The sequence below is a fragment of the Neoehrlichia mikurensis genome (assembly GCF_019186785.1).
GTDB lineage: Bacteria > Pseudomonadota > Alphaproteobacteria > Rickettsiales > Anaplasmataceae > Neoehrlichia > Neoehrlichia mikurensis.
In genome coordinates, this window is record NZ_CP066557.1 from 393,126 (window position 1) to 407,193 (window position 14,068).

The window sequence follows — 14,068 nt, forward strand, 5'->3', positions numbered from 1 at the left end:
CTTTTTTATATAAAAAATATAACAAGTTGAGATAAAATACATAAATTATTATTACTGATGTTAAAAGATTTATACTACATTACTTAACATCCATTCAGACAGTATTACCAGTATATAATGTAAAAAAAGAATGACCATTTTTGGCCATCTACGATATAAAAAACAATAAACGATTAACATATATCATTTTTTGCATAACATTTTCAGTTTAATACAATATAGGAAAATAATGTTTATTAAGCCTCAAGATAAAGTGTAGTTGGATTGCACAATCGTGATAATGACATTGAGGTAAATGTTTTAAAAGGGAAGCAATTAACTAATGTAAGGGCTTATGGGTCAGATGAAGCTGTACAATTAACTCCTCCAAAGTTAATGACTTTAGAAGAAATGATAGCATTAAGGTAATCCTAAAAATATTTAAATTTTCATATTAATAATTTCTTATAAAAACCATTAATATAAGCAACACTATTACCTTATGTCTATATAATCACTGACTTGTTTTACATAAGAAACATTACAATATAATTCAATGAATATTCCCTCTACCTAATTAATAAGAAATGTAGTTTACAGACAGGTAATAAGTTGCATATTTCTTGCATGTTGCATAACTGATAATTCATCAACTACACTTTTAGGTGATTGCTTATTATCTTGATTAATAACATTAATCTTTTTAGATGCATTACCAAAATCTAATGAAATCTCCTTATGATAAAGACTTCCTTTTGTAATATGCATTCCACCAAATTTCGAAGATAACCCCCCTTCCTTCATTTCTATGTCTTGAGTTTCAACATTATTTTGCTCAAGTACATCATATAATTCAGATACTATTCCTTTAGGACAAGAAATTTTCTCATCAGCAAAATCTATATCGCATTGTTTATCTTTATTAGAATCTGTGGATGTAAACTGATACCAAACATATTTTCCTTGCGTAATACTATTAAACACACATTTCTTTTTTACCATATCCATACTACAATTATCATATAACAGTGCATTTTCTCTGTACTCGTCTTTACAATAAAAAAATTGATCTTTCATATCAGTACCCAACTCAAGATTATCTGTTATATACCTTACTCTAGAATCAACACTTATTTTACTCTCTAATAAACACATACTCAAATACTTAGGCAGTATATCTACTATTATACGCAAACAATGATATTTCAACAATCTAGAGGACCAAGACATATAATGCTGCATAAAATAAACATTTTTAGAAACTAACGCTAAAAGACATTCTTTTTCTTGCAAAGTGAATTCTATTTTCGATACATTATTAAAATTTATAAAATACATTTTGGATGAATACTCTTCCTTACCACCTAACTCTATATCTATATACCATTTTGCAACCCTATGACTATGATATTTGTCATACCTTACAGGAACACTATGAGACAAAATACCAGTACTAGAATCAAACACAATAGCTGACGGAATATCTACACAATTACCTGTTAAGTCTTTTTTATATAAAAGATCTACACTCTGAATATCAATATTCCAAATTTTATCAATATCTACTATTTCTCTCAATACTTTAGTTACATTCCCAATACTTTTTACATTATGCTCATCCCTTGCACCTACTAAATATAAATTTACTTTTGAACCATACGCAAAATTCTCTAGTATCCTCTTAATAGACTTCGGATGAGACAATCTATCAAAATGACCAAGAGCTACCTTTTTCGTAGAAGGGTCATATGCTATTATGGCAATACATTGCTGTAAATTATGTGTACCCAACTTTTTACCATAAGACACTCCAATACAATGTTGCTCAATAACATATGCATCTTTATCTAAAGAACCCTGCCTCAATTCAAAAACAGCACCATAATACTTAAAACTTTTTGATAAAAATTTCACTACTCTTTTAAACTTTCTCTTGAGAGTTGTTGTATCTACTAACGTATTTTCAATATTTAATCTAGAGGTGTAACATAAAAACTGATAAATGGCACCTAATAATAAATTAGCTTTTATTTTATCAAAACTGGTAGCATTATCAGAAACAATAATCATTTTCTGCTCTTTAATTTTCTGATTTATCTCTTTTAATTCATGAAAAATATATACTAAAAATCTAGCTACATTTTCCGCACATGGAACATTTATACAAGACATAAACATGTTTTTAGCATGATCATTAATATCAATTAATTCATAATTTACACATCCATCAAAACATTTTTCTAAAAAAATTTTTGCTTTATAAAATTGACTTTGATACAAATAACATTTTCCAATGTAGAAGTTTATATCTTCAAAAACAACATGATAAATATTTTTACAATAACTTAATGCTTCTTCTGCTTCAAAAAATTTTTGTACGGCATCTTCATACATAAAATTACAATATAGCCTAATGCCATCCTCTATTAGAAAATTAACATATTCAGGAATGTCATTATATAAGTTTATAGCATAAGATTGAAAAGGAGATTTTATATCTTGTGCCTTTATCCACAAAGTTACTGCATCTAAATTTTGTATTTTTTCTCCATTAATTTTCATATCTTTATAAATTACGCTTAAAGAATTAACATATTAATAAATTCACACTCATGGTTTATCATGCATCAATTTTTAAGATTTTTATTATTACAATACATGACATCTATCTTACAAGTCGAATATTTATTGTAATAGTAATATACTAAAAATTCAAGTAACTTTCTGTACCTAATGTACGAAAGTATTCTTTAAGATATATTCAAAATATTGCATTAATAATATTTACCTATGTAAGGATATAACTATGAACTTAATTACATCAACCTAATAGCTAATATATGTTCTATGCATAATTGGTAAACATTTTATAGTCATTAAAAATTATTTAAATACATTCTTTTTATAAAATAACAATTAGCCTATTCCTTTATCACTTTCCTATTTGAAGATATTTCTATATTCAAATTTATTTGCAGATAGCTTTAAATAACACCATTGTATAATAGTATAATAATATATGACAATTAAGAGCTTATGTTAGAATAACATTTATTTTAGATAATTTAAAAAACATCAGAATTATAGACGTAGCTAACGCAAATTTATATTATCACATGAATCCAATACAGTAGTTATATAATTACTTCATTTTTATAATCTGATTGTAAAATTCACAGTTGGAATATGCAAGTTATAAAATGTGTTATATAATACCAATAAATAGCTTTAATATAAAGTTAGCTTACATATATAAATAGAATTGAGAATAAATGAAAAAGATATCTAAAGAATGCTTATTTGCAAGGGTATAACCATATTATCCTATACAATCTTATTATTATATTCTTTACTTAAAATATTTAATGCTCGTTACATTAGCAAAACTAAATTTTCCAGAAAGATACCAACATACTAAATAGAACACATCTACCCATATAAAATTGTATAATTAGATGAAGTTACATAAAACACTAATTATCCTACTATTAAATTAATCATTACTCCTGTTGTTTTAATTGCATATTATCAATAAATAACCTATAATCCAAAGTTTAATTAATATTTTCAATTTATGTGTTATACACTACAGCTCACTTCTATAAACAAATATTATTGTCTTAAAAAAACATTCCCCGTTCTATTAAATGTTAATATAAACATTATAAAAGGACAGATTGTTGCTTTGATAGGAGCTTCAGGATCAGGAAAAAGTACATTATTACAAATTGCAGGACTTCTAGATAAACCAACATCAGGTAAGGTCATTATAAATAATGTTGAATGTGCAACAGCAAATGATAATCAGAAAACACTCTTACGACGTAATTTTTTAGGATTTATTTATCAATTTCATCACCTATTGCAAGAACTTTCAGTATTAGAAAATGTTCTATTACCTCAATTAATAAAAGGAACAAGTTTATCTATTGCAAAAAAAAATGCTTACTCTATACTCGAACAAGTAGGATTACATGATAAGCAAAATTCTTTAGTATCAAATCTTTCGGGAGGAGAAAGACAACGAGTAGCTATAGCAAGAGGATTAGTTAATTGCCCATTAATATTACTAGCTGACGAACCTACAGGAAGCCTAGATCCAAAAACATCAGCAATTATTTTTTCCCTAATTCACAAATATGTAAAAGAAAAAAATATATCTGCTTTAATCGTCACACACAACCATAAACTAGTACAAAGCGTTGATTCTATCATACAATTAGAATCTCATACAACTCATATAATAAAGTAAACCCTTTAATTAACCTTTTTATTGATAATACTATATTAATTTTGCTAAATTAACCCCATAGTAAGAATTTATATTACCTAATACATTAATGATCTTAACCAATTGTAATAAAATAAGCATTTATCTAAACACTAATTAAATTTTAACATTTTTTTAAAGTATATGCAAAAAAACGCTTTTTAGTAAAAAATAATTCTTAATCTACACATATTTAATACAATTACATGCAATATTATCTTCACAAAGTAAAGCAAATTTAAGCGCAATGTAAAAGTATGATCCTGTAGTGTTTAAAAAAAACATTATGGATATAAATTTTTATAAATTGCTACTTAATAAAATATTTATATATAATATATATTACTTAAAGGTTCACTATCTGTAGAACAATAAGATCTCAATACTTACTATAATTTCTTTTTGCCTGAAGTTTAAAAATTTACTTTATTAACAAACTATTTTTTAAATTCAATGTTATTATGCATATACCTTTTTATTAAAAAGTCCCTAACTTATTTATGAATAATTTTTTCAATCCTAAAATAAGTTAATACTACTGATGTTATAATACTTACAATCTAAAAACACTTATTTGACATTGGTGAATTTGTTTACATAGAAATTTACAACAAACAATAAATTGTTACAGAATGTTTTTAGGTACAATATGTATAACGTCAATATGTAATATTTTACTGCTTACAGCATAACAAAAGTCTATAAATTCACTTCACAATTCTAATCCATGTTCTTTGCTAATGGATGATATTGTAGTAACACATCCTTCAATCTATCACTAGCAACGTAAGTATAAATTTGTGTTGTTGACAAATTAGAATGCCCTAACATTTTTTGTATGAAAACAATATTAGAGCCATTATTTAATAAATGCGTAGCAAAAGAATGCCTAATTTTATGAGGTGATATTATATTTGCATTTATTCCAGATTTATTTGCCAATTCCTTCAATAACTGCCCTATTCTTTGTCTAGTAATACATTTATCAAATTTTTTACCTGGAAACAGCCATTGAGAATCTACATTTTTTTTTGCAATAAATAAATTACGTACTTTCATATACTCCTTGATACTCTTTACAGCAGTAGCATTTAACAAAACTAGTCTTTCCTTACCAGACTTACCCTTAATAATCAAATATCTAACTTCTGCATGTTGTTCTCTGAGTACTGAATCTATTTCGTAAAAACCAAGATGAATAAGTTCAGATACCCTAATGCCTGAAGAATACAATATATTAATTATCGCATTGATTCTTCTCCCTTCTGGAGAAGCATCACTTTCAGCAGTTTTAAGTAATTTTTTAACCTCATCAATATCTAATGTCTTTGGAAGAGTACAGGGTATTTTTAATGTATCAAGGTACATCGTAGGATTATAATTTATCGTACGATCGCTATATAAAAATTTATATAGGCTTTTGATTGCAGAAATCTTTCTTGCAATAGAATTAGCTTTATATTTTTTATTACGCAAAAACTTTATATATAAACGTAAATCCTCAACACTTGCACTAACGATACTTAATTTCTTATCATTCAAAAATTTACATAAGCTTAATAAATCAACCTTATAACTTTGGTAAGTATTAGCAGAAACATATTTTTCAGCAATTAACGATTCAAAAAAAATATCTAGAAGATACTGATCATTCATTATTGGTTATCAACTAATCCAATGTCAATTTCCTTTTGTATTTTTGTAGGTACAAAACTTACATTGTACAATACTTTATAATATATGAACAAACATAATGTTATAATCACTATAACAAATAATACTTTCTTTTTGCGCTTAAGATTAATTTTCATTATCAAAATGCTCAAATCACAACAAGTATCAGTATGCATTTTTAATTATTAGTAGTCAACCGCAATATTCTAACTTACCACACACTACTGTACAAATATGAATTAAAAAACACATTTAATTAATAAATACCACTACTAAAAATAAAAACTTATTTCTAGTGATATTTTTATGTATCGCGGATTATTTCCTAAACATTCACTTTAATTCACAGCATTTAACACAAGAAAAACCTTGATTTATATAATATGACAAATTTTGCATTGTAATTACATTATTTAACTTGTAATTAATAATTACAGAAAATCCAGTTAAAATATCAAAATATCCAATATAGGCTCATATTATACACAACAAACACAAATATTTGATATATCTTCAAGATAAGTTATGTTTTTACAATGTTTATATAGATACAACTTTCTTTATATTTTACATGTAATAAAATTAATCTTTGAATATTGAAATTATGCAACAACTATATTCTCCACATTTAAACCAAATTATTAATCTCGCAACATAAAATAAACTACATATTTATATAATATCTCTTACTTTGATTGATAGTTATTTAGTTGCCAAAATACATAAATTTAAAAATATAGTTAATCTATAAATTACTTAACAAAGTTTAGTACAAACTTTTAACAATCCTTGACTCAGGCACACAAATAATATAGCCTTTATGAGTCAGTCACTTATATTTAGTAACAGTATGTTTTTAACAATTATACAAATATTTTTAGTGTTCTTATTAGTTGTATTAGTGTTGTTACAGCCTCCTGAATCTGACAGTTTAAGTAGTTTTAGTAGTGCTCAATATAATTTAGGATCAATATTTACAAAAAGTTCTTCATCGAGCCTTATTAATAAGCTTACAGGAGTGATTGCAGCCGCATTTATTATAAATACATTACTTTTAGTGGGAATGAACTCTAAGACTTTGCATGAAAATTCTATTGCTAATGAAGCTGCTGCTGATAAAAAATCTAATAATACTAGCAATACTGAAGAAAAAGTTCCATTTTACCAATAAAATTTCCATGTTAAATAATAAATCATCCTCTGCACGCTTTATCTTTATTACTGGGGGAGTTGTATCTTCTTTAGGAAAAGGATTAGCAGCAGCAACAATTGGAACATTGCTACAAGCACGTGGATTTAAAATTTGTTTAAGAAAATTAGATCCATATCTCAATATTGATCCGGGAACAATGAGTCCTATACAACATGGAGAGGTTTTTATTACCGATGACGGATCTGAAACTGATCTTGATCTAGGTCATTATGAACGATTTACTGGTATCAATACAACAAAAAACGACAGCATCACAGCTGGAAAAGTGTATCATAAACTTTTAAGCAAAGAAAGATGTGGAGATTATTTAGGACAAACTGTACAAGTTATACCTCATGTTACAGATTTAATTAACTCATTTATCTTATATAATAATCAAAATGTAGACTTTATCATTTGTGAAATAGGGGGGACTGTTGGAGATATTGAAAGCCAGCCATTTCTTGAATCTATAAGGCAAATTGGATACAAGCTGGGTAAAGAGAGAACCATATTCGTACACTTAACTTTAGTCCCGTATATTAGCGCTGCAAAAGAATTAAAAACTAAACCAACACAACACTCCGTTAAAGAATTAAGTTCCATTGGTATACAACCAAATATAATTCTATATCGCAGCAGAACACCATTGTCACAAGAACAAAGTAATAAAATAGCAAATTTTTGTAATGTACTGCCTTCAAACATAATACCAGCACTTGATGTAAAAAATATATATGAATTACCCCTTTCATACTATAACTATAAGCTTGACGCTCAAATACTCCAACATTTCAATATTAGTACCCCTGCACCACAACTAACGCAGTGGCACAACATATTACAAATCATAGCATCATCTCATGAAACATTAAAAATCGCAATTGTAGGTAAATATACTAAATTACTAGATGCATACAAATCTATTATAGAAGCCTTAGAACATGCAGCTATGTATAATAAAGTTAAGTTATCTATAAAATGGATAAACGCAAGATTACCAATACAAAAATCAGATTTTGATAACATACATGCTATCCTAATTCCAGGAGGATTCGGAGATAATGGATCTGAAGGTAAACTTAATGCTATAACCTATGCACGTACAAATAACATTCCTTTTTTGGGTATATGCATGGGAATGCAGCTTGCAATTATAGAATTTGCAATGCACGTTGTAAAATTAGAAGACGTTAATTCCACAGAATTTAATCCTAACTGTAAAAATCCTATAATAAAAGAATTACCAAAATTACAACACAATCACGAACATCATATGGGTGGTAATATGAGGCTAGGATCTTATGCTTGTTACCTAACTCCTAACTCTAAAATTGCATCCATATATAACAAAACAATAATCCAAGAAAGACAAAGACATAGATATGGCGTTAATCTCGAATATACAAGTATTTTACAAAAACATGGACTATCCTTTACCGGAACATCAGAAGATAAAACAATTATGGAAGTAATAGAATTACCACATCATCCATGGTTTATTGGAGTACAATTTCATCCAGAATTTAAATCTAATCCATTTGTATCACATCCTCTTTTCTGTTCTTTTATTCATAATGCTCTTGCTATTAAAAAAAATAACATTTCCTAATGAAAATATCCATAAACACTACAATAATTCAACTTATGTATTAATCACTAATAAAAAAAACAATATTATAATCTCAGTTTACTTATATTGCTCGCATCACAACACATAGTATATATGCTAAAAAATGTCAGTTCTTAATATACTTCACAATATATTTATAAACATTTAAGAAATAGCTATTTATATTTATTTTTACTATTTAAGATAATATTAAAATTACATAAATATCTATAAACTTTATATAGTGATTATAACATTATGTTTGTTCATATATTATAAAGTATTGTACAATGTAAATTTTGTACCTACAAAAATACAAAAGGAAATTGACATTGGATTAGTTGATAACCAATAATGAATGATCAGTATCTTCTAGATATTTTTTTTGAATCGTTAATTGCTGAAAAATATGTTTCTGCTAATACTTACCAAAGTTATAAGGTTGATTTATTAAGCTTATGTAAATTTTTGAATGATAAGAAATTAAGTATCGTTAGTGCAAGTGTTGAGGATTTACGTTTATATATAAAGAATGTACAAAAAAGTAACTTATAATTATTCTTATACAAAATAACATAAAAATAATTTAGATTTCATAATACACAAAAATAATCTCATATTACTTACTGTACTACAAATTTTCATAAGAGATTAGTACTCTATATACCATGATGTTAATAATAACTACAACTTACTGACAAATCTTGTTATACACAACACAAAGACATTACGTCATCCAGGAATATCCCTATAAATCTAAAAAATGACAATATACTTGTTCCATGTTTTATATATAGTTTCTTGAGATAATTTCAATATTAATAAAATATTACATCCTATTATTTTCAAGTATTTTCGAAAGCTTAATGTACAGCATATTAATTATCACTGATAATTAATACTATTTGACTTTTATAAATAAATGTAATTTTCCAATTAATAAGGCCTTAAGTTATTAACTTAAAAGTAATAGTATAAATACCATCAAAATATCTATTACTAATACAAATCAACACAACAATTTAATAACACTGCATCATAAGTTAAAAATCCAATCATTAATATTGAAGAAACGATATTCAAAATAACCACCATTTCTTTAAAATCAAACAACACATATATAATTAATTTGAAGCAAATACTTGACCACAACTTCACAATTATTAACAAAAATCACATCTTCATGATTATAGTTTGATTACTTTAATTTATTAAATAAAATAATCATTAATAACATAAGAATATTAAGCCTTAAAGTATACTTATTAATACCACACAAAAGACTAAAATGCGTAATTAACAATAAAAGATTACCTATGATACTTAATTATCACTAATACAACAATCGAAATATTAGAACTATATTAAGAAATCCAGTAATTAATCCGATATTACAAGTGAAATATACGTCATAACGTATATCTTTGCATTTCATATAGTTACCATTAATTTAATAGTAGTTTTTAAAAAAACGCAAAAATACATTATTACTTTGCATATGTATCTTTTCAAGAGTATAATGTAGTGCAAACGCTTTGCTAATTTACCAAGGTATTATTATGAATAGAGGCAAGTTATTTGATTTTATGAAAGCATTCATAAATCCACTTTTCCGTGATGAAACTTTAGAATGGATGTTACGTACTGACACAAAGAATGACACCAATGAAACATCTCTCAATGAAAATACTCAATCTACCACACTTAATGACATAAAAAATAATTCCGAGGAAATTCTCAATGCTGATGAAGCAATATTGCCAACTTTAAATGATTCCAAAAATAATACAGAATATACCATAGAATCTATAGAATTATCTGAAACTGAAGAAGAGAATATATCGCATGATAGTACAGGAAGTAGTACTCTTGGCCAAGGTTCACAATCTGTTGCAATAACTATACAGCCTAAAGAACCACAGACAGAATCATCAACTGAAACTATACAAACTTCTGATATTACACCTGAAAAAGAAGAAGTAGTAGAATCAGTTACTTTGGATAATACACAGGTTTCTGATATTCAACAACCTCAACAAGATGATACATTATCTAGCACAAAAAATACTGATGATGTCGATCACTTTATTTTAGTCAATGATATATCATCTAGCACAAAAAGTAGTAAAGGTGCAACTGAATCACAAACAATTACTGACACAGTATCTGACTTACCACCAGAGTTATTATTAAATGTTGATGATGGCAATGATCACTTTTTCTTATTATAGGGGGATACAGTATTATTGCGTGGCAGGATTACATGGTAATTCTGCCCACTTGGGGTAGTACATTATAATAATACGAAACAAATTATCAGTTCATAATAAGGCAGTAATTATAGGATTGCTATCTACTAACAAAAACAAATATAACCAATGAGAGCCATTTATTATGCTTTTCTGAATGATCTTTTGCTATACAATTTAATACATAACTCATTTCAAATAAATACTTTAATATAATAAAATATATCATTACTATTATAATACAGCTATAATATACTCAATGTTGAATAAGATTTTTAAGTAACAAACAATAAAATGATATTTTCTTTTATATTAAAATATAATAATACGCATACCTTTGGAAGAAAAGCATAAAAAGGTAAATTGTATATAATTAACTGCTAATTAGTAATAAATTGAAGTATCAGTAGATTATGGTTCTATAGCATTACTACAAGTGATTAGTCTCAGTAAAGAATATGCTCTTATGTGATATAGATACTGTGATGCTTATTTTAGTATTATCAGTGTAACTAGTGTTAATACCTTACAAAAGTATTTCTTCAGACAAGACATTATAAATTCAAATGTGTATCAGCTATGTTATATTTGCTCCTACATTAGCTTACAAGTAACAGATTACTTCTTGTATAAGATAATTTATTATTTTACTTAGACATCATATCAAAAGTTTGCATAGCCTTTGAATTATAAATACAAAAATAACCACATTCCTATACAAAAAACATTTTTAAATTTATCTTTTTAAGCAGGAGAAGTATAAACCAAACAAATATACCTCCCCCACACAAAAAAGATAGACATTAATGCAGTATAATATATCTACAAATGCATTATATACTTAATAATTTACTAAATTTAGCTTTTACACAATTGAAACTGCATCAACACTTTCTCCTACTGGAAGAATACTATTCTCTCCCCCTTCTACAATCATGTCACTATGCTGTACATCTTCATGTTTAACATCACTAATACTACCTACGGGTTTATAAATGGTAAAAGGAATGAAATAAATATAACTACTCTCACATGGACATCCCTTACCTTCTTGAGAAGATATCTGATTATTTATCAAACTTAAATCAACAACATCTCCTTCATTATCTGCTACATTATTAATATTTTTATCCATAAGCTACACTCCTAATGTAAATTTACTACATATACCTACATATACTTATTAGCATTAAAAAATTATAATTGCAACTCTGAATAATTGTATATGTACTTTTTAAATATAATAATGTATTTATAAAAATAACTAATGCATATAAACTACAATAAAGGAACCCATACTTAAGCCCTATCTCAATAAAATATTAAATATAATGATTTCTTACATCATAACTCTAAACCCTGATATTCAGAAAGAGTTTTAGAAAATAACGTAACATCGGCATGATCAACCACTATAACTACTGCTGTATGAGTATACAATTAAGAGCTTTTTATGATATAATATATATATCAGATTAAAATGAATATTGTGCCATTCTTAACATAACCAAACATAGTTACTTCATAAGTAACGATACTCAATCTTTATACTCATTAAACTAAACATATCTTTTCTTTAAAGCAAGATTCTTTTACATAACATAATACACTATTAAATTGTATAGCAATGTAGAAGAGTATTATAAATGGCGCTCATTAATTACACCTATTTGTTAATAAGATGATATATTTTATTATATTTCTGCCTATGAAAATTATAGTCTTTTCTTTTAATGTATTGTGGTCTTTTTATAGAGATAAAGCATTATTTAGAATGAATTATGCATTAAATTGTATAGCAAAAGATTATGTAGAAAAGTCTTATAAAAAATTTAAATAATTTTATTAAAATCCTTAATTAGTTAATTAATACCTAAACAATTAAAATTATCAATACCTTCAACAAATACTCTAGCTAATAATAGCTAAACAAGTTTTTTAATATTGATCAATTATATGATAATATCATGATTATATATTACTCTCTACAACATCTAGAACATCAACTGTATCTTCTCCAAAAGTTAATGTATTTATCTTTTTAAGTTCATAACAATGTTGTAAACTGACAATATCTAAGTTATTTATCGATGAAATACCTTCATTGCCAAATAATTTATTAGCCCTGCACCATAGTAGTTTATCAACTAATTTTTCCTTAAATAATTCAGTGATCAAAGTTCCACCACCTTCAACAAACAATCTCGTTATACCTATCTCAACAAGTTTTTTCATAGCATCTATAAAAAAATTATCACTTTGTATTAATAAATACCTTACATGTTTTAATCTTATACCCACATCACGATCGGTGAGTATATAAGTTGGTATCATATTAGCAGTTTTAATTATGTTATAATTATCATTAAGTTTAGCAAACCTATCAATTATTACTCTAATAGGTGAATATTTCTCAAGTCCAGGTAGCCTACAATCTAACATTGGATTATCTAAAACTACAGTATTACTTCCTACCATTATTGCATCATACATAGACCGTTGTCTATGCACCCAATTCCTCGTCAATTGGTTAGTAATCCATACACTTTGGTTAGGTAAAGCTATTTTTCCATCAAGAGTAGTAGCTATTTTTACTGTAATAAAAGGCCTGTTTTTTATTTTACTATAAATGAATCCTATATTTAGTTTATCTGCTTGTTCACACATTACACCATGCAACACCTCTAATCCTGCTTCTTTAAGTACTCTTATCCCATTTCCTGACACCCGTTTATCAAGATCTTTACTTGCTATTACAACTCTACTAATACCTGCATTTACCAATTTTAAAGTGCAAGGCCCAGTATTACCATAATGACAACATGGCTCTAAAGTAACATATGCAGTTGCACCTTTTGATAAAGATCCTGCATGATTAATAGCTATTGTTTCAGCATGAGGTCTTCCACCTTCTTGAGTCCATCCTCGTCCTACCACTACATTAGAATTTACTATAACACATCCTACTGCAGGATTAGGATATACATTTCCTAATCCACGTCTTGCAAGACGTAATGCCATTAACATAAATTTTTCATCATAATCCATATATGAAATACTCTTATAATGTTTTAGCACTTGATATTTTCATG

General features: G+C 26.6%; 9 protein-coding genes and 1 pseudogene. 6 read left to right on the forward strand and 4 right to left on the reverse strand.

Annotation, left to right across the window (positions count from 1 at the left end):
- Nucleotides 1–199 precede the first annotated feature (199 nt).
- A pseudogene (locus tag HL033_RS01525) lies at nt 200–399 on the forward strand (translational GTPase TypA); the annotation flags it as partial.
- A gap of 174 nt (nt 400–573) precedes the next feature.
- Here HL033_RS01525 and HL033_RS01530 read toward each other — a convergent pair.
- Nucleotides 574–2,541: a hypothetical protein gene (locus tag HL033_RS01530; protein ID WP_218194335.1), complete on the reverse strand. Its 1,968-nt coding sequence runs from the start codon at nt 2,539–2,541 to the stop codon at nt 574–576.
- Nucleotides 2,542–3,553: 1,012 nt separating this feature from the next.
- On the opposite strand from HL033_RS01530, the gene HL033_RS01535 reads away from it, so the two are divergent.
- Nucleotides 3,554–4,231 carry an ABC transporter ATP-binding protein gene (locus HL033_RS01535; protein ID WP_218194336.1) on the forward strand — a complete coding sequence of 226 codons (678 nt, stop codon included), beginning with the start codon at nt 3,554–3,556 and terminating at the stop codon, nt 4,229–4,231.
- Nucleotides 4,232–4,969: 738 nt separating this feature from the next.
- Here HL033_RS01535 and HL033_RS01540 read toward each other — a convergent pair.
- A complete protein-coding gene (locus HL033_RS01540) occupies nt 4,970–5,905 on the reverse strand; it encodes a tyrosine recombinase (protein ID WP_218194337.1) in 936 nt (311 codons plus the stop codon).
- 838 nt (nt 5,906–6,743) lie between these two features.
- Between HL033_RS01540 and secG the strand changes: the two genes are divergently transcribed.
- The 4 genes from secG (at nt 6,744) to HL033_RS01560 (ending at nt 10,958) form a co-directional block, all read left to right on the forward strand.
- Nucleotides 6,744–7,094, forward strand: coding sequence for a preprotein translocase subunit SecG (gene secG, locus HL033_RS01545; RefSeq protein WP_246575320.1), 351 nt, complete (start codon nt 6,744–6,746; stop codon nt 7,092–7,094).
- A 7-nt stretch (nt 7,095–7,101) separates the two neighbouring features.
- Complete coding sequence (locus tag HL033_RS01550; RefSeq protein WP_218194338.1) at nt 7,102–8,727, forward strand: CTP synthase; 1,626 nt, start codon at nt 7,102–7,104, stop codon at nt 8,725–8,727.
- 354 nt (nt 8,728–9,081) lie between these two features.
- The gene (locus HL033_RS01555; protein WP_218194339.1) at nt 9,082–9,282 is read left to right on the forward strand and encodes a site-specific integrase; all 201 of its coding nucleotides are present in this window, start codon (nt 9,082–9,084) and stop codon (nt 9,280–9,282) included.
- A 1,004-nt stretch (nt 9,283–10,286) separates the two neighbouring features.
- On the forward strand, nt 10,287–10,958 hold the full coding sequence (locus tag HL033_RS01560; RefSeq protein ID WP_218194340.1) for a hypothetical protein: 672 nt from the start codon (nt 10,287–10,289) through the stop codon (nt 10,956–10,958).
- A gap of 883 nt (nt 10,959–11,841) precedes the next feature.
- Here HL033_RS01560 and HL033_RS01565 read toward each other — a convergent pair.
- Together HL033_RS01565 and ribD are read right to left on the reverse strand one after the other, a co-directional pair.
- Complete coding sequence (locus HL033_RS01565) at nt 11,842–12,111, reverse strand: hypothetical protein (protein ID WP_218194341.1); 270 nt, start codon at nt 12,109–12,111, stop codon at nt 11,842–11,844.
- Between the two features lie 836 nt (nt 12,112–12,947).
- Nucleotides 12,948–14,024 carry a bifunctional diaminohydroxyphosphoribosylaminopyrimidine deaminase/5-amino-6-(5-phosphoribosylamino)uracil reductase RibD gene (gene ribD / locus HL033_RS01570; RefSeq protein WP_218194342.1) on the reverse strand — a complete coding sequence of 359 codons (1,077 nt, stop codon included), beginning with the start codon at nt 14,022–14,024 and terminating at the stop codon, nt 12,948–12,950.
- Nucleotides 14,025–14,068 lie beyond the last annotated feature (44 nt).

Bases quoted from the DNA above. Each gene is read 5' to 3' on its own strand.
- HL033_RS01530 (WP_218194335.1), bottom strand. From the start codon at position 2,541: ATGAAAATTAATGGAGAAAAAATACAAAATTTAGATGCAGTAACTTTG.
- HL033_RS01535 (WP_218194336.1), top strand. From the start codon at position 3,554: ATGTGTTATACACTACAGCTCACTTCTATAAACAAATATTATTGTCTT.
- HL033_RS01540 (WP_218194337.1), bottom strand. From the start codon at position 5,905: ATGAATGATCAGTATCTTCTAGATATTTTTTTTGAATCGTTAATTGCT.
- secG (WP_246575320.1), top strand. From the start codon at position 6,744: ATGAGTCAGTCACTTATATTTAGTAACAGTATGTTTTTAACAATTATA.
- HL033_RS01550 (WP_218194338.1), top strand. From the start codon at position 7,102: ATGTTAAATAATAAATCATCCTCTGCACGCTTTATCTTTATTACTGGG.
- HL033_RS01555 (WP_218194339.1), top strand. From the start codon at position 9,082: ATGAATGATCAGTATCTTCTAGATATTTTTTTTGAATCGTTAATTGCT.
- HL033_RS01560 (WP_218194340.1), top strand. From the start codon at position 10,287: ATGAATAGAGGCAAGTTATTTGATTTTATGAAAGCATTCATAAATCCA.
- HL033_RS01565 (WP_218194341.1), bottom strand. From the start codon at position 12,111: ATGGATAAAAATATTAATAATGTAGCAGATAATGAAGGAGATGTTGTT.
- ribD (WP_218194342.1), bottom strand. From the start codon at position 14,024: ATGGATTATGATGAAAAATTTATGTTAATGGCATTACGTCTTGCAAGA.